Source organism: Streptomyces sp. NPDC004134, assembly GCF_042874195.1.
In the GTDB taxonomy this organism is placed as follows: domain Bacteria; phylum Actinomycetota; class Actinomycetes; order Streptomycetales; family Streptomycetaceae; genus Streptomyces.
This window is the reverse complement of sequence record NZ_JBIAMS010000001.1, coordinates 204,147-220,779: the sequence shown is the minus strand read 5'-3', so window position 1 is coordinate 220,779 and position 16,633 is coordinate 204,147. Positions and strand designations below refer to the sequence as shown.

Annotated in this window: 14 protein-coding genes and 1 pseudogene; 9 read left to right on the top strand and 6 right to left on the bottom strand. The window is 72.6% G+C overall.

Going from position 1 to position 16,633, the window contains the following annotated elements:
• Positions 1 to 56: 56 nt before the first annotated feature.
• On the bottom strand, positions 57 to 836 hold the full coding sequence (locus tag ACFYVJ_RS00955) for an enoyl-CoA hydratase/isomerase family protein (RefSeq protein ID WP_388885128.1): 780 nt from the start codon (positions 834 to 836) through the stop codon (positions 57 to 59).
• Between the two features lie 174 nt (positions 837 to 1,010).
• On the opposite strand from ACFYVJ_RS00955, the gene hutH reads away from it, so the two are divergent.
• The 4 genes from hutH to ACFYVJ_RS00935 all read left to right on the top strand — a co-directional run bounded on the left by hutH (position 1,011) and on the right by ACFYVJ_RS00935 (position 6,493).
• Entirely contained in the window at positions 1,011 to 2,576 is a 1,566-nt protein-coding gene (gene hutH, locus ACFYVJ_RS00950; protein WP_388886110.1) for a histidine ammonia-lyase, read from the top strand.
• 177 nt (positions 2,577 to 2,753) lie between these two features.
• The gene (locus ACFYVJ_RS00945; protein ID WP_388885126.1) at positions 2,754 to 4,025 is read left to right on the top strand and encodes an Ig-like domain-containing protein; all 1,272 of its coding nucleotides are present in this window, start codon (positions 2,754 to 2,756) and stop codon (positions 4,023 to 4,025) included.
• 273 nt (positions 4,026 to 4,298) lie between these two features.
• Entirely contained in the window at positions 4,299 to 5,759 is a 1,461-nt protein-coding gene (locus ACFYVJ_RS00940) for an ABC transporter permease (RefSeq protein WP_388885124.1), read from the top strand.
• 50 nt (positions 5,760 to 5,809) lie between these two features.
• Entirely contained in the window at positions 5,810 to 6,493 is a 684-nt protein-coding gene (locus tag ACFYVJ_RS00935) for an ABC transporter ATP-binding protein (RefSeq protein WP_388885122.1), read from the top strand.
• A gap of 126 nt (positions 6,494 to 6,619) precedes the next feature.
• Here ACFYVJ_RS00935 and ACFYVJ_RS00930 read toward each other — a convergent pair.
• Positions 6,620 to 7,299, bottom strand: a pseudogene (locus ACFYVJ_RS00930) (hypothetical protein).
• A gap of 201 nt (positions 7,300 to 7,500) precedes the next feature.
• On the opposite strand from ACFYVJ_RS00930, the gene ACFYVJ_RS00925 reads away from it, so the two are divergent.
• On the top strand, positions 7,501 to 8,400 hold the full coding sequence (locus tag ACFYVJ_RS00925; RefSeq protein ID WP_388885120.1) for a TIGR03560 family F420-dependent LLM class oxidoreductase: 900 nt from the start codon (positions 7,501 to 7,503) through the stop codon (positions 8,398 to 8,400).
• Between the two features lie 76 nt (positions 8,401 to 8,476).
• Here the strand turns inward: ACFYVJ_RS00925 and ACFYVJ_RS00920 are convergent, their stop codons facing one another.
• Entirely contained in the window at positions 8,477 to 9,238 is a 762-nt protein-coding gene (locus ACFYVJ_RS00920; protein ID WP_388885118.1) for a methyltransferase domain-containing protein, read from the bottom strand.
• 178 nt (positions 9,239 to 9,416) lie between these two features.
• Between ACFYVJ_RS00920 and ACFYVJ_RS00915 the strand changes: the two genes are divergently transcribed.
• The 4 genes from ACFYVJ_RS00915 (at position 9,417) to ACFYVJ_RS00900 (ending at position 12,953) form a co-directional block, all read left to right on the top strand.
• Positions 9,417 to 10,169: an AraC family transcriptional regulator gene (locus ACFYVJ_RS00915; RefSeq protein WP_388885116.1), complete on the top strand. Its 753-nt coding sequence runs from the start codon at positions 9,417 to 9,419 to the stop codon at positions 10,167 to 10,169.
• Between the two features lie 32 nt (positions 10,170 to 10,201).
• Positions 10,202 to 11,161, top strand: a complete 960-nt coding sequence (locus tag ACFYVJ_RS00910) for a GlxA family transcriptional regulator (protein WP_388885114.1) — start codon at positions 10,202 to 10,204, stop codon at positions 11,159 to 11,161.
• A 148-nt stretch (positions 11,162 to 11,309) separates the two neighbouring features.
• Positions 11,310 to 12,308, top strand: coding sequence for a type I glyceraldehyde-3-phosphate dehydrogenase (gap, locus tag ACFYVJ_RS00905; protein ID WP_388885112.1), 999 nt, complete (start codon positions 11,310 to 11,312; stop codon positions 12,306 to 12,308).
• Positions 12,309 to 12,428: 120 nt separating this feature from the next.
• Positions 12,429 to 12,953, top strand: coding sequence for a hypothetical protein (locus ACFYVJ_RS00900; protein ID WP_388885109.1), 525 nt, complete (start codon positions 12,429 to 12,431; stop codon positions 12,951 to 12,953).
• A 35-nt stretch (positions 12,954 to 12,988) separates the two neighbouring features.
• Here ACFYVJ_RS00900 and ACFYVJ_RS00895 read toward each other — a convergent pair whose 3' ends face one another.
• From ACFYVJ_RS00895 to ACFYVJ_RS00885, 3 genes are all read right to left on the bottom strand, one after another.
• Positions 12,989 to 13,447 (bottom strand): TIGR03618 family F420-dependent PPOX class oxidoreductase, encoded by a 459-nt coding sequence (locus ACFYVJ_RS00895; protein WP_388885107.1) that lies wholly within the window; start codon positions 13,445 to 13,447, stop codon positions 12,989 to 12,991.
• A gap of 262 nt (positions 13,448 to 13,709) precedes the next feature.
• A complete protein-coding gene (locus ACFYVJ_RS00890; protein WP_388885105.1) occupies positions 13,710 to 14,810 on the bottom strand; it encodes a B12-binding domain-containing protein in 1,101 nt (366 codons plus the stop codon).
• Positions 14,803 to 16,467: a SpoIIE family protein phosphatase gene (locus ACFYVJ_RS00885; protein WP_388885103.1), complete on the bottom strand. Its 1,665-nt coding sequence runs from the start codon at positions 16,465 to 16,467 to the stop codon at positions 14,803 to 14,805. The genes ACFYVJ_RS00890 and ACFYVJ_RS00885 overlap by 8 nt, the downstream gene beginning before the upstream one ends.
• Positions 16,468 to 16,633: the final 166 nt, after the last annotated feature.

The following is a 16,633-nucleotide window of genomic DNA, read 5'->3' as shown; positions in this document are numbered from 1 at the left end:
CATTTGCAGGATTTAGGCCGATTGCCCACTATGGGGGAGGCAACCCCCTTCGCCCCTCACGTCCCCGGCCACTCCGGCTTGCGCTTCTCGTTGAACGCGGCCACGCCTTCCTTCCGGTCCGCCGAGAGTGCCGTCCGGTGCCAGGCCGCGTCCTCGATCTCCAGCCCCGCCCGCAGCTCCCGCCCGTAGCCCAGCCGCAGCGCCCGCTTCGCGGCCCGCACGCCCACCGGCGAGTTGCCCGCGATCCGCCGGGCCAGCTCCAGCGCCGTTGTACGGGCCTCGCCGGCCGGCACCAGCCGGTCGACCAGGCCCAGCGCATGGGCCTCCGCCGCCTCCACCCGGCGCGCGGTGAAGATCAGCTCCGCGGCGCGCGCGGAGCCCACCCGGCGGGGCAGCAACTGCGTCCCGCCGCCGCCCGGCACCACCCCGACCGACACCTCCGGCAGCCCGACCACCGCGGTCTCGTCGGCGACGATGAAGTCGCAGGACAGCGCCAGCTCGTACCCCCCGCCCAGGGCGAAGCCGTGGACCGCCGCGATGGTCGGCATCGGCAGCTCCAGCACCCCGGTGTACGCGGCGCGCGAGGTGGGGCGGTGGCGGTGCATGTCGGCGTCCGTGAAGGCGTTGCGCTCCTTCAGGTCCGCGCCGACGCAGAACGCGCGCTCGTGGCTGGAAGTGAGGACCACGGCCCGTACGGAGGCGTCCGCGGCCAGCCGCGCGGTGGTCTCGGTGAGCGCGCGGGCCAGCTCGGTGGAGACCGCGTTCATGGCCTCCGGTCGGTCGAGGACCAGCTCGGCGACGTGCTCGTGCGTGCGGACGGCGATGCCCTCGCCCATGCGAATCTGCCTCCGGCGGCTCGTGGCGTTAACGCTCGCTAACGTAGTGCGTGCGGCCGCGCCGCGCCAGAGCCGACCAAGTGTGTTTTCTGATCAGTTGGACGTCCCGCGAGGGGGTCCGCGCAGCGCCCGTGACAGCCCGGGATTCAGTTCGTAAGGTTTCTGAATATGAATATGCACCCCCGCCCCGCGCCCGTCGTCCTCGGGCCCGCCGGCACCACCGCGGACGACGTCCTCGCCGTCGCCCGCCGCGGCGCCCCGGTCGAGCTGTCCGTACGCGCCCTCGACGCGCTCGCCGCCGCGCGCCGCGTCGTGGACGACCTCGCCGCCAAGCCCGACCCGGTGTACGGGGTCTCCACCGGCTTCGGCGCGCTCGCCGTCCGGCACATCAGCCCCGACCTGCGCGTGCAGCTCCAGCGCAACATCGTCCGTTCGCACGCGGCCGGCATGGGCCCGCGGGTGGAGCGCGAGGTCGTACGGGCGCTGATGTTCCTGCGCCTGAAGACCCTGGCCTCCGGCCACACCGGCGTACGCCCCGAGGTCGCCCAGGCGATGGCCGGGATGCTCAACGCGGGCATCACCCCCCTCGTCCACGAGTACGGCTCCCTCGGCTGCTCCGGCGACCTCGCCCCCCTCTCGCACTGCGCGCTGGCGCTCATGGGCGAGGGCGACGCCGAAGGCCCCGACGGCACCGTGCACCCCGCCGCGGACCTGCTCGCGGCCCACGGCCTCGCGCCCGTGACGCTGCGCGAGAAGGAGGGCCTCGCGCTGCTCAACGGCACCGACGGGATGCTCGGCATGCTGCTCATGGCCTGCGCCGACCTCGCCGCGCTGCTCACCGCCGCCGACGTCACCGCCGCCCTCACCCTGGAGGCCCTGCTCGGCACGGACCGGGTGCTCGCGCCCGAGCTGCACGCCGTACGCCCCCACCCCGGCCAGGCCGCCAGCGCCGCCAACATGCTCAAGGTGCTCGACGGCTCCGGCCTCACCGGCCACCACCAGACCGGCCACGACGGCCTGCCCGCGGCGCCCCGGGTGCAGGACGCGTACTCCGTGCGCTGCGCGCCGCAGGTCGCGGGCGCCGGCCGGGACACCCTCGCCCACGCCCGTACGGTCGCGGAGCGCGAACTGGCCGCCGCCGTCGACAACCCGGTGGTGATCGACGGCCGGGTCGAGTCCAACGGCAACTTCCACGGCGCCCCCGTCGCCTACGTCCTGGACTTCCTCGCCGTCGCCGCCGCCGACCTCGGCTCCATCGCCGAGCGCCGCACCGACCGGCTGCTGGACAAGAACCGCAGCCACGGCCTGCCCGCCTTCCTGGCCGGCGACCCCGGGGTGGACTCGGGCCTGATGATCGCCCAGTACACGCAGGCGGCGCTGGTCGGCGAGTTGAAGCGGCTGGCCGTGCCGGCGTCGGCGGACTCCATCCCGTCCTCGGCGATGCAGGAGGACCACGTCTCGATGGGCTGGTCCGCGGCGCGGAAGCTGCGTACCGCGATCGATCATCTGACCAAGGTGCTGGCCGTCGAGATGTATGCCGCCACCCGCGCCGTCGAGTTGCGCGCCGGGCTCACGCCGGCGCCCGCCACGCAGGCCGTGCTGCGCGCCGTGCGCGACGCGGGGGTCGCGGGGCCGGGGGACGACCGGTTCCTGTCGCCGGACCTGGCCGCGGCGGAGGGTTTCGTCCGTTCCGGGCGGCTCGTCGCGGCGGTGGAGTCCGTCACAGGGCCTCTTTCCTGATTCGTCGCAATCTGATCGAATGGGCGCTGACCTGCGCCGTTCCCTCTCCTTCCGGCCGGATGTGGGGCGGTGTGCCCGACCGCCGGTCAGGAGCGTCGGTGGCGTGTGCCACAGTGGGGTGGCAGGACGGAACGGACTAGTGGGGACTGGGCGTCCTACTCCGTGAGGTAGGGCATCGTGCCCTTCGCGGTGAAGGGGAGTTACGACGTGAGGGTGTACGGCAAGGGGCGGCGCGGGGTGGCGCTGACCGCGGTGGCGATGAGCGCCGTGCTGGGGCTGACCGCGTGCGGCGGCGACAGCAATGCGGAAGGCTCCGGGGATCAGAAGGATTCCGCCTCGGATCAGCAGAAGAACGTGCCGGACGCCCGAATATCCATAGCGCCCAAGGACGGCACGGAGAACGTCGGGATCAACTCCGACACCAAGGTCACGGTGAAGGGCGGCAAGCTCACCGAGGTCGTGCTGACCGCTGCCGGCAGCACCGACCAGATCGCCGGGACGATCGCGGACGACGGTTCCTCCTGGACCCCGGACGCGGCCCTGGAGCGCGGCACGGAGTACCGGCTCACGGCCAAGGCCAAGGACAGCGACGGCCAGGTGTCCACGTCCAACGCGAACTTCTCCACGGTCTCCGCCGAGAACAGCGTGATCGGCTACTTCACCCCGGAGGACGGCACCGAGGTCGGCGTCGGCATGCCCGTCTCGCTCAACTTCGACAAGCCGGTCGAGGACAAGGCGGCGGTCGAGTCGAAGATCGCGGTCGAGACGAGCAGCGGCCAGGAGGTCGTGGGCCACTGGTTCAACGACACCCGGCTCGACTTCCGCCCCGAGGAGTACTGGGAGGCGGGCTCCACCGTCACCATGGACATGAACCTCGACGGCGTCGAGGCGTCGCCCGGCGTCTTCGGCGTGCAGGACCGCGAGATGAGCTTCACCGTGGGCCGCTCGCAGGTCACCACCGTCGACGTCAAGGCCATGACGATGGAGGTCGTGCGGGACGGCAAGAAGGTCAAGACCATCCCGATCTCCGCGGGTTCGCCCGAGAACCCCACGTACAACGGCCAGATGGTGATCTCCGAGAAGCACAAGGAGACCCGGATGGACGGCTCGACGGTGGGCTTCACCGACGACAAGGGCAAGAGCGAGTACGACATCCCGGACGTGCCGCACGCCATGCGGCTGTCCACCTCCGGCACGTTCATCCACGGCAACTACTGGGGCGGCCGGGGCGTCTTCGGCAGCGCCAACACCAGCCACGGCTGTGTCGGCCTGTTCGACGAGCAGGGCGCGAACGACTCCGGGACGGACGGCGCCTGGTTCTACGACCAGTCGCTGGTCGGTGACGTCGTGATCGTCCAGAACTCGCCGGACGAGACCATCGCCCCGGACAACGGCCTCAACGGCTGGAACATGGACTGGGCCGCCTGGCAGGAGGGCAGCGCGCTCTGAGCCGCTGACCGCCGAGCCGTGGCACGCCGCCGCCGAGGCGACGCGGTGCGCCGGGGGGCGTACGGAGCTCATGCCCCGTACGCCCCGGCGTACCGCAGCGCGCGGAAGCGCGGAGCGGCTTCCTCCGGCGGGCGCCGCGGGCGGGCGCCGTAGCACCGGCACAGGGCCGGGACCTGGACCGTACGACGTACGTACGGCGAGGCCCGGCCCTTTCTCATGGCACTCTCACGGTGGCCTCAGCCTTTCCCCAACCTCGCGCCATAACTTCGCCGCATGTTCCTCACCTACCTCCGGCGCGAGTTGCGCCGGCGCAGAAAGGCCGCACTGGTCGTCGCCCTCGGCCTGGCGCTCGGGATCGGCCTCGTCATCACCGTGTCGTCCGTGGCCGCCGGCATGCGCGACGCCCAGGACGAAGTCCTGCACTCCCTCTACGGCGTGGGCACCGACCTCACCGTCAGCAAGGAAGCGGACGAGAGCGGCGGCGGGCCGCAGAGCTTCCGTATCGGACCCGGCAAGGACGGTGAGGACGCCACCGAGACCGACGACCGGCTGATGCCGCTCGGCGGCTTCGACCACCTCGACGACTCGGTCGTGGGCGAGGTCGAGGCCCAGGACGGCGTCGACACGGCGGTGGGCGCGCTGGCGCTCAACGACATCGAGTTCAAGGGCGACTTCCAGCAGGGGAAGATCGAGGGCGGCGCCACCGAGCAGACCGCTCCCGGGCAGGGCGGGTCCGGCGGCGGAGGCGGCGGGGGAGGCCCGCGGATCGAGGGCGGCGGCGCCGACATCGACGTCGACTCCTTCACCGTCACCGGCCTCGACGTCACCCAGCAGGACGTCGGCCCGCTCTCCTCGTCCAAGATCAGCGACGGCGCGACCTTCGGCAAGAACGACACCGACGCCCTCAAGGCGGTCGTCGACAGCGCGTACGCCAAGGACGAGGACCTGAAGGTCGGCGACGAGGTCACCATCAAGGGCAAGAAGTTCGAGATCGTCGGCATCGCCACCGCCGACACCGGCGCCGCCACCGCGAACGTCTACATTCCCCTCAAGCGCGCCCAGGAACTGTCCGACGCCGACCTGGAGAACAAGGTCTCCACCATCTACGTCAAGGCCGACAGTTCCGAGGACATCCCCGCGGTCAAGGACGCCATCGACGAGAACGTGTCCGGCGCCAGCGTCACCTCCGCCTCCGACCTCGCCGAGCAGGTCTCCGGCAACCTCTCCACCGCCTCCAACCTGGCCACCAACATCGGCAAGTGGCTCTCCGTCGTCGTGCTGGCCGCCGCCTTCCTGCTCGCCGGGCTGCTCACGATGTCCGCCGTGGGCCGGCGGGTGCGGGAGTTCGGCACGCTCAAGGCGCTCGGCTGGCGCAGCGGGCGCGTGGTCCGGCAGGTGATGGGCGAGGCGTTCGTCAACGGGATCCTCGGCGGCGCCCTCGGCATCGCGCTCGGCGTCGCCGGCGCGTACCTCGTCACGGCGGTCGCCCCGACGCTCGACGCCTCGGTGGGCCCGGGCTCCGACATGCCCGAGGGCGCGGTGATGCGCGGGCCGAAGGAGATGGTGGACGCGGCGAACTCCACCGTGGAAGTCGCGCTCCAGGCGCCCGTGACGCTCTCCGTGATCGCCCTGGCCGTCGCGCTCGCGGTCGCCGGCGGGCTGATCGCCGGCCTCTTCGGCGGCTGGCGGGCGGCGCGACTGCGGCCCGCGGACGCGCTGCGGCGCGTCGAGTAGCCCCACCTCCCCCCGACCACCTCACCGCGGCCATCCAGGAGTTGACCACGATGTACCAGCTCAACGGCGTCACCAAGCGCTACCAGCGCGGCAAGGAGGCGATCGACGCCCTCGCCGGCGTCGACCTCACCATCGCCGACGGCGACCAGCTCGTCGTCCGCGGCCCCACCGGCGGCGGCAAGTCGACGCTGCTGCAACTGCTCGGCGGCCTCGACCGCGCGACCTCCGGCACCGTCAGCCTCGACGGCACCGACCTCGGCGGTCTCAGCGAGGCCGCGCTCACCCGGGTACGCGCCGCGACCATCGGCTTCGTCTTCCAGAGCTTCAACCTCATCCCCACCCTCAGCGCCCAGGAGAACGTCGAGACCGCGCTCGTGCCGCTCGGCGTCAAGGCGACCGAGCGCGCCAAGCGGGCGGCCGAGGCGCTGGAGTCCGTGGGGCTCGCGGAGCGGCTGACGCATCTGCCGGGAGAGCTGTCCGGCGGGCAGCAGCAGCGCGTGGCCATCGCGCGGGCGCTGGTGAAGCAGCCGAAGGTGCTGCTGGCCGACGAGCCGACCGGCAACCTCGACGAGGACACCCGGGACGACATCGTGGCGCTGCTCGAAGGGCTGTGGAAAGAGCTGGGGTTGACGTACGTGCTGGTCACGCACGACAGCGCGATCGCCAGGCGGGCGCCGAGGCTGGCGGTCATCAAGAAGGGCCTGCTGAAGGTCACGGAGCGGGAGGCGGCGTAGCGGTGTAAGGAGAAGGGGGACACGGGGGTCTCGGGGGTCACGGGGGAAGGGCGCGTGCGGGCGCGGAGGCGTCCGTACGCGCCCCTGCGCGCCCCGGTGTCGTACGGCACCGGGGCGCCGGCCTTCTCAGCGGCGGCGCGGTGAGGCAAGCAGGTACATCCCGCCGTCGCGCTCGGGGTGTTCGGAGACCTGCCACCCCGCCGACTCCAGCACCCCCGCGCCCCGTACCAGCTCCCGCAGCGCCGGTCCCGGCCGCCAGTCGACCCGTACCGCCTCCGGCTGGTGCGCGGCGGGGGTGACGGCGTAGCCGCCGGTCACGTCCGTGGCCGGCGGCAGGCCGCCGGCCTCCAGGGCGAGGGCGACGGCGGACGCCAGGTGCGTACGCTCCCAGGCGCACGGCACGTCGGTGGCGCCGTCGGCGTTGGTGAGCCGGCGCAGCTCGGTGAGGCCCTCCAGGCGCTGCGCACCTCGCGGGCGCGCGCGGCGGCGTCTGGTGGGGCGGGCTCGCCGCCGGTACGGGCCGCGAACACCCCGGGCTCCGCCGGGCTCCGGCCGCCGGCCGGCCCGCCGGCGCCGGCTTCGGCTTCGGCTTCGGCCGATGCCGCGGCTTCGGCGAGCAGCCGGTCGCGCAGCTCGCGCCCCGCGGGGGTGAGGTAGTGCCGGTGCGGCGGGCGCGGATGCCGTACCGCTAAACCGCCGTCCACCAGACCCTCCAGCACGCGCTCGCTCGCGCGCACCAGCCCGGTCGCGGCGTCGGCCCCGGCCACGGCCCGGCGCCGGGCGGGCGTCAACTTGGCGGTGCTCATGCCACCACGGTACGCAGTCGCCGCGACATCCCCGTCCGCGTACCGTCCCGGCTCCTCCCGCGACGGGCTCCTGCCGTCCCGGGAAGACCTCCTGAGCGCCCGTTACTCCCCTGGGAGTAAGAAAGTTGACTCCTGTGGACGGACGACCGGCACGCGCCGTCACAGGCAGACTGCGTGTAAGCGACGAGGAGGCCGCCCACCATGCGCATCAGCATCAACGTCACCGACTTCTCCTGGCCCGGCGGTCCCACGGCCCTCGCGCCCGCGCTCGCCGAGGTCGTCGGCGCGGCGGACGCGGCAGGGGTGGACACGGTCTGGGTGGGTGACCATCTGCTGCAGGCCGACCCCACGTGCACGCCGGACGAGCCGGTGCTGGAGGCGTACACCACCCTCGGCTACCTGGCCGCGCGCACCGAGCACGTCCGCATCGGCACGATGGTCACCGGCGTGACCTACCGCCCGCCCGCGCTGCTCGTCAAGGCCGTCACCACCCTCGACGTGCTCTCCGGCGGCCGCGCCTGGCTCGGCCTCGGCGCCGGCTACCGCGAGGACGAAGCGTACGCGATGGGCCTGACCATGCCGCCCGCGGTCGAGCGGGTCGAGCGGCTGGAGGAGACGCTGCGGCTGGCGCAGCAGATGTGGGCGGGCGACACCGGCGCGTTCGACGGCCGGCACTTCACGCTGGACTACCCCGTGTGCAGCCCGCAGCCGGTGCAGCGGCCGCGGCCCGCGGTGCTCGTCGGCGGCGTGGGCGACGGGCCGATGCTGCGGCTGGCGGCGCAGTACGCGGACGCGTGCAACTTCTTCGACGTACCGGACGGCGGCCTGACGCTCCGGCGCGAGCTGGACGTGCTCGCGGACCACTGCGCCTCCGCGGGGCGGCCGTTCTGGGAGGTGGAGAAGACGGTCACCGCCCGGATGGAGCTGGGGGAGCCGGCGGAGTCGGTGGCGGAGCGGTGCGAGTCGTTCGCGGAGTTCGGGATCGAGCACGTGGTGTTCGTCGCGGTCGGGCCGTGGTCGGTGGAGGCGGTCGAGGCCGTGGGCGAGGCCGTGCCGGTGGTGGCGCAGATCAAGCCGAACAGCGAGGTGGGCGTCTGGTGAGCCGTGCGTCTGGTGAGTCCCGCGGCTGACGAGTCCCGCGGCTGGTGAGCCCCCGGCCGGTGAACTCCGTGGTCTCTCACACGCGGCGGAAGGTGACCACCGTCCCCGGCGTCACCGGCGCGGGCGCCCGCGGCGCCGCGGCCACCCGGCGCTCCAACTCCGCGAAGCCGGCCTCGATATCGGCTTCCGGCATGTGCTCGAAGACGGAGAACGCGCGCGTACGCAACCGGGCCAGCGCCCCCGCCCACGTCCCGGGCGCCGGCAGCCAGACCTCTCCCACCCCCTTCAGTTCCCATCCCGCCGTCTCGAACGTATCGCGCAGCACTGACAGCGGCTCGTAGAGCGCGGCGAGGACGTCGCGCCCGCGCGGGAACGCGTCGAGGTACCACAAGTCGGGCAGCGCGTCGGTGAGTTCGGTACGCAGCAGCAGGGTGCCGCCGGGGCGTACGACACGGTGCAGCTCGCGGGCGCCGGCGTGCTTGTCCCGCACGTGATGCCAGACCAGGAAGCCGAGCGCGAAATCGACCGACGCGTCCGGCAGCGGCAGCGCCTCGGCGCGCCCCGGGACGTACGCGACCTGCGGATGTGCGGCGTCGGCGACGGCCTGCTCGCGCATCCGCGCCGACGGCTCGACCCCGGTGACCGGACCGCCGAACTCCGCGGCGAGCAGCGGCGTGAACCGCCCGGTGCCGGACCCCAGGTCAAGCCCGCGCAGTGGCCGGGCGGCGGGCAGGCGGGCGGCGAACGCACGGGACCAGGCGGTGCGCTGGGCGTCGGTGAGAGCGCGGCCTGCGGCGTAGGTGCGGTGGAGGCGGTCGTCGTAGTCCACGGGGCGCATGCCCGATTCCTACCCGGGCGGGGGCCTGTTCGTGCGCTTCCGCTTCGCCGGGTGGACGGGCGGGGTGGGGAGTGGCCGCCACGCGCTAGTCTGGCGAGCCATGTCGCTGAACGGCCCCGCACCGCCTGCCGATTCCGCCTCCGCTTCCGCTTCCGCTCACGGGGGCGGTGCGGTGCTCGTGGCGGGCCTCGTGGCGGCGGGCGGCGGCTGGACCGACCGCCACCGGCACCCGGTGCCGCAACTGGCGTGGGCGCGCAGCGGGGTCCTGATGGTGCGGGCGCTGAGCCGCACGTGGGTGCTGCCGGCGACGACGGCGCTGTGGATCCCCCCGGGCGTACGCCACGCGACGGGTACGGCGGGCACGACGGAGCCGCGGGCGCTGTACGTCCGGCATCCGGCCCCGGCGGCCGCTGACCATCCGCTCCGTACCCGCCCGCCGACGGATCGGCCCGGGTGGGCCGAGCCGACCGTCGTGGCCGTGACCCCGCTGCTGCGTGCCCTCTTCGACCACCTCGCCGACGACGCCCCCGCCCCGGCCGCCCGCGCCCGCGCGGAGGCCGTGCTCCTCGACCAGCTCAGCCCCGTCGCCCCGGCGTCCGTCCTGGCGCCCATGCCCCACGACCCGCGCCCGCGCGCCGTCGCCGAGGCGCTGCGCGACACCCCGGCGGACGCCCGTACGCTCGCGGAGTGGTCCCCGTACGCCGGCGCGGCGCCCCGCACGCTGGCGCGCCTCTTCGTCGCCGAGACGGGCATGCCCTTCGGGCGCTGGCGTACGCACCTGCGCCTCCAGGCGTCCCTGCCGCTGCTCGCCTCCGGCGCGACGGTGGCGACCGCCGCCCGGCACGTCGGCTACGCCTCGTCGAGCGCGTTCGTGGCGGCCTTCCACCGCACCGTGGGGGCACCGCCGGGCACGTACTTCCCGCGCGACTGAGGATCCGCGGACCGGGCACGTACCGTGTCCCCGTGCCAGCCTCCTCGCGCCTCCGCCGCGCCGCCGTCCTCGTACTCGAAGGCGCCAAACCCCTCGACGCCGGCATCCCCGCGCAGGTCTTCAGCACCAGGCGGAGCATGCCGTACGAGGTCCGCGTCTGCGGCGCCGCACCCGGGCTGGTGGCCGGCGGCGACGGGCTCTCGTACCACGTCGCGCACGGCCTGTCCGCGCTGACCTGGGCCGACATCGTCTTCGTACCCGGCTACCGGTTCCCCGACCGCGACGACCCGCCGCCCGCCGTCACCGAGGCCCTGATCGCCGCCCACCGCCGCGGCGCCCGCCTCGCCGCCATCTCGACCGGCGCCTTCGCGCTGGCCGCCACGGGCCTCCTCGACGGCCGCCGCGCCACCACCCACTGGCACTACACGCGCGCACTCGCCGCGAAGCACCCGGAGGTACGGGTCGACGAGAACGTCCTCTTCGTCGACGAAGGCAGCGTCCTGACCTCCGCGGGCGCCGCCTCCGGCATCGACCTGTGCCTGCACATCCTCCGCGGCGACCTCGGCGTGGCCGCGTCCAACCACGCCGCCCGGCGCCTGGTGGCGGCCCCGTACCGCAGCGGCGGCCAGGCGCAGTACGTGCCGCGCAGCGTGCCGGAGCCGCTCGGCGAGCGGTTCGCCGCGACCCGGGAGTGGGCGCTGCACCGGCTCGGCGAGCCGCTGACGCTGGAGGCGCTGGCGCGGCACGCGGGGGTGTCGACGCGCACGTTCTCGCGGCGGTTCGTGGACGACACCGGGTACACGCCGATGCAGTGGATCATGCGGGCGCGCATCGACGTGGCGCGCGAACTGCTGGAGCGGTCGGAGCAGAGCGTGGAGCAGATCGCGGACACCGTCGGCCTCGGCACGGGCGCCAATCTGCGGCTGCACTTCCAGCAGATTCTGGGGACGACGCCGAGCGAATACCGGCGCACGTTCGCGCGGGGCGAGTAGCTGGCGAGATCCTTGCGGAGGATGGCACCCAGGCCGCTGTCGTGCGGGTGGCACGGCGGGCGAACCTGCTGGAAAGCGCGGAAACCCCGGGGGCAACCCCGGTGGAAAGCCAGTGGGAAGCCGCAGACACCCGGAAGGCAGGACGACCATGACCCGCATCGCCATCAACGGATTCGGCCGCATCGGCCGCAACGTGCTGCGCGCGCTGCTGGAACGCGACAGCAGCCTCGACGTCGTCGCCGTCAACGACCTCGCCGAGCCGGCGACCCTAGCGCGGCTCCTCGCCTACGACACCACCGCCGGCCGCCTCGGCCGCCCGGTGACGGCGGACGGCGACACCCTCGTCGTCGACGGCCGCCGCATCAAGGTGCTCGCCGAGCGGGAGCCGGCGAAGCTGCCGTGGGCCGAACTCGGCGTGGACGTGGTCCTCGAAGCCACCGGCCGCTTCACCGCGGCCACGGCCGCCCGCGCACACCTCGACGCGGGCGCGCGCAAGGTCCTCGTCAGCGCCCCCTCCGCGGGCGCGGACGTCACCCTCGCGCCCGGCGTGAACACCGAGGCGTACGACCCGCAGACCCACACCATCGTCTCGAACGCCTCCTGCACCACCAACGCGCTCGCCCCCCTGGCCGCCGTACTGGACGAACTCGCCGGCATCGAGCACGGCTTCATGACCACCGTGCACGCCTACACCCAGGAGCAGAACCTCCAGGACGGCCCCCACCGCGACGCCCGCCGCGCCCGCGCCGCGGCCGTCAACATCGTCCCCACCACCACGGGCGCCGCCAAGGCCATCGGCCTCGTACTCCCCGGCCTGGAAGGCAGACTCTCCGGCGACTCGATCCGCGTCCCGGTTCCGGTCGGCTCGATCGTCGAACTCAACACCACGGTCAGTCGCGACGTCACCCGCGAAGACGTCCTCGCCGCCTACCGCACGGCAGCGGAAGGCCCCCTGGCCGGCATCCTCGAATACTCCGAAGACCCCCTCGTCTCCGCCGACATCACCGGCAACCCGGCCTCCGCCGTCTTCGACTCGGCCCTCACCCGCGTCGACGGCCGCCACATCAAGGTGGTCGCCTGGTATGACAACGAATGGGGCTTCTCCCACCGAGTGATAGACACCCTCGAACTCCTCACCACCACCTGACGTCCACCCACCCCGTGTCCAGGAGGGCCAGCCGATCGGCCGGGCCGCCGGTGTGCTTGTGGCACGTCGCGGATCTCACGAGAATGCTGCGCACCGCAAGGGGGACTGAGGGGGAGACACATGACCGTGCCGGGTGAGCAGGAACTCGGTGCCTTCGTAGGGCGCCACCAGACCGACGTGGCGCGCCACGGACGGACCGGGATCATCTCGTTAGTGATCGGGGTGGCGGCAGGGGCCGTGTCCATCCCGGTCGTCATCCAGACCTTCGAGGAGTCCTCCAGCGGCACCTTCGCCGGCCTGGTGGTGGGCGTGGCCCTCCTCTGCCTGTGGTCGGGCATCACCAACGGCCTGCGCTACACCACCCGTCACGGCGAGGTATACACGGTCCGCGAGGGCGGCCTCGTCTACCGCAGGACCGGCGAGTCCCGGGTGATTCCCTGGGAGACCATCCGCAAGGTCTCCGACAGCGGCCAGCGGAACGCGATCAGCGCGGCCATGGGCTGGGACGTCCACTGCCGCATAAAAGTCCACAACGGCAAACGTCTCCTGCTCACGGGCTTCACCTACGACGCGGCGAACCTCTCGCAGACCATCCAACGAGCAGTAAGAGAGGGAATCCACCCGCTCCCCCCGGAAGGCACCTGACCGCCCGCCGGGCCCTCACAACGACCGTTGCGGTGCTAGCCGGTGACGTCGAGTGCCGTGCCGTACAGCCGGTTCACCTTCAGCCGGATGACGACCCGGCGCTCGGCGACCATCTGCTCCAAGAACGTGCCCTCGTCTTCCGGCTTGGCGGCCGCCGGAACCATGGCGAGCAGTTCCCGCCCCACCGCGTCCCCCGGGGCCGTCGAGACGTCCGAGACCTCGGCCTCCCCTTCGGCAACGGCGAACGACCACACGTCGTCCCCCCGCACATGCACCGCCGCTCGCGGATCGCGCCGCAGGTGCGCAACCTTGACCCGGTCCACCGTCGTCGAAAACCGCACGACGCGAGCGTCCGGGTCCCAGTCGTACAGCAGGGTCGTCATATGGGGATGGCCACTGCGCTTGACGGTGGCGAGAGTGCCGAACTGTTGCTTGCCGAGGAGGTGAGAAAGGGCTTCGTCGGAAAGTGGGCGAGGCGCCGGTCCTTGAGTCACGACCTGATCAACGCGTGAGACAGCCCCATAGTTTCACCGGCTCACGAATTCAACCCCGAGACGGCTCTCGGCAGGAACTCAGCCGCCCGCCCCGGCAACGCCCACCGGGCAGCTCATGCCCGCGCCCGCGAGCCTGCCCTGCCATGTGACCCATGAGCGCAGAGGATCACGTGGTCGCGCGGGGGCGCCCCAACTGGGTACTCGGCTCGACGCCCACGACTGCGGGGTGTCGTCTTCGTGCGACCGCCGTCGCGGCACTCGTTCATCCCGGACGGCGGGGGGCATCCTCCTGCTCGACGAGGAACCGGCGCCCCGCCGAGAGTTGGTCGAGGGCCCGCGGCGACTCGTCCAGCCGGTCGGCGAGGGCGTCCGCCATCACGATGAGGCAGCGTGAGTCCGCCGAGCGGGTGGTGAGATAGGTCCGCGCGAAGGCGAGGTGCCGGGTGAACACGCGCTCGTCGTCGACATAGACGGCCGCTGCCAGGGAATCCAGAAGCCGGCCGAGAAACCCGGTGCTCTCCTCGTGCTCCATGGCGGAGCCGGAGCCGGTGCCGTCTGCCGTGCCCGAGCTTCCGCGCAGGCCCGGGGCGGCGTCTCGCAGCGCGGCGGTCAGGTGCTCCAGCAGCCCGGGTCGTTGCCTGACGAGCATCGCGTACGCCTCCACGGCATCCGCTTCGACCGACGACTCTCCGCGCAGTACCGGCGGCCAGTGGCGAGTCAGTGCGTCCACGGCGCCACGGGCGTCGGCCGCGTACAGGTCCGCACCCAGCGCGTACGCCCATGTGCCCTCGGGACCGAACCCCGCCCCGCCCGTGATGACGGGAACGCCGGCCGACCGGCAGATCTCGATCTGCCGGTGGGCCAGCGGAAGGTTCCAGGGCAGTGTGCACGAGACCGCGACCACGTCGGGGCCGTTCTGGTGTACGTCCGAGAGCATCCCGTGCGGGGACACCGACCCGCCCAGTGAGCGCACGTCGAAGCCGTGCAGTCGCAGCACCTCGGTGAGGATCTGGGAGGGGAGGACGTGCCATTCGCCATCGCTGCACGCCACCAGCACGTGGCCCCGTGAACCGGCCCCGTCGGGCAGGCGGGCAGTGCCGCGGGCAGCGGACGTGACCCCGTCGACGGCCTTCCTGCTGACATGGGTGGCCGCGTGCTCCTGCGCCACCGTCCACTCGCCGGACTCCCACCGCTCGCCGACCCTCACCTGTGCGGGCGCCACCAGTCGGAGCAGGACGTCCTCCGCGCTCACACCGCTCGTCACAAGATCGACGGTCAGCTCGACCGCCGCGTCCTCGTCCGCGTCCGCCAGGCAGGCGTCGAAGCGGGCCCGGGCGGCTTCGGTGATCCGGGGCTCACTCATGGGATCCCGGCCTTCCGGCAACGGCGGACTCGTGCGGCTCCCGGGCTGACGGTGCGGCGGAAGAGCCACGGCGGGGAGGTGCCTGAAGCGTCAGGATGGAGATGTCGTCGTGCGGGCGGCCGGCAAGCCATTCGGTCGTGAGCAACTCCAGCCGCTCGGCGACCGACGCCGCCTGCATGTCGGTGCAACTGGCGAGCGCGCCGACGAGGCGTTCCTCGCCGTACATCTCCCGCCCGCTCGCACCACCTGGCGCTTCGGTGACCCCGTCACTGTAGAAAAGGATCAGCTCGCCGGGTTCGAGAAAGAACTCCGCGAGGCTGAAACCGGGATCGGGCACCGCCCCGACGAGCGTGCCCTCGCAGGCGATTTCCTCCACCCTTCCGTCGAGACGAAGGACGAGCGGGGAGAGGTGGCCGCCGCCGGCGATCTCCACCTTCACCGAGCCGTCGTGGCAGGGGCGGGCGTAGCCCGTGACCAGGGTCGTGAAACGGGTGTCCTCGCTGAGGACGATCTCGTTGAGCAGATGCAGGTCACGCAGGGGTTCGCTCTCCTTCGCGACCATGGCCAGCGTCCGCATACTTTGCCTGAGGTGCCCTGCCAGCACCGCGGCCTCCGCACCCTTCCCTGACACGTCACCGAAGTAGAACGTGACCCCGCCCAGGGCGGAGGGGGCCACGTGGTAGAAGTCGCCGCTGATGTGCAGCGCCTCAGCGGCCGGCCGGTAGGCGGCGCCGAGCCTGAGGCCGTCGGCGGAGGGCAGGGGTTCCGGGGCCATGCTGGCTCGCAGGACGGCGATGGTGTGGGCCTGCTGTGTATAGAGTGCCGCCGTTGCCAGCGCGAGTCCGGCCCTCTCGGCGAACTGATGTGTCAGTTCCATGTCCGCGTCGTCGAAGCGGTCACGTTCCGGGCCGCGCAGCAGGATCAGCGCGCCGGCCGGCACGCCCCCTGCGGCGAGCTGGGCCACGAGCGGCTCTGTGCCCTGAACGAACTCTGGGAGCACAAGGCTGTCGAGCGGGTCCAGCTTCTGAGGGCTCACGACGGTGGGGCGGGGTTGGAGTCCGTACAGTGCGTTCGCGACCTCGGGCACCTCTTCGAGCCTCTCGACCGTCACCTCACCGGAGGAGCGGTCCTCGCCCGGACCCGCTCGGTGCCAGTCCGTACGCCGCCCGCTCGCGGGCAGGACCACCACGGATACGTCCGCAAGTTTCGGGATGGCGATCTCGGCGAGCGTACGGGCGGTGCGGCCGTGATGGAGCGAAGAGCCAAGGCGCTGCGTAGCCTCCTCCAGAAAGGCCGACCTGGCGTGTGCGTCGGCGAGCGCAGCCTCTGCCTCCTGCGCGCTGCTGACCTGACTGACCAGCCATACCGCGAGTCCGTCGGCGGTGCACAGGTGACCGCGGAGCCTGTGGCCCTCGAAAGGGGCGGAGAAGCGCTTCGCCCCCCGGGCGGCGGCACGGGCCAGGGGTGCCGCCGACGCACTGACCGGCTGCCCCGGGCGCAGCCGGGGAAAGAGGCGCGCGGCGGCCCGGTTGAACCCCAGGATCGTCCCGTCGGCGCGGTCGCACGTGACGACGGCCTCGTCGACGAGGTCAAGCAACGCGCCAAGCTGCGCGGAGGTATGGCTCCACGCGCCCGCGCTGTCTCCGTCGTCCGCCACCGGCTACCACCTCTTGCGCGCTCCGCTCGTGCGCCCGCAATATTCTAGGCCGTATCCTATTTTATGCTATTTACAACACTGTGTCTGTCACGCCATGCACGACGCAGTGGTGGTCTGGCACTGCAAGCACGTGGCGGGTGACTGCCGGGGCTGGGAGTGCACGCGC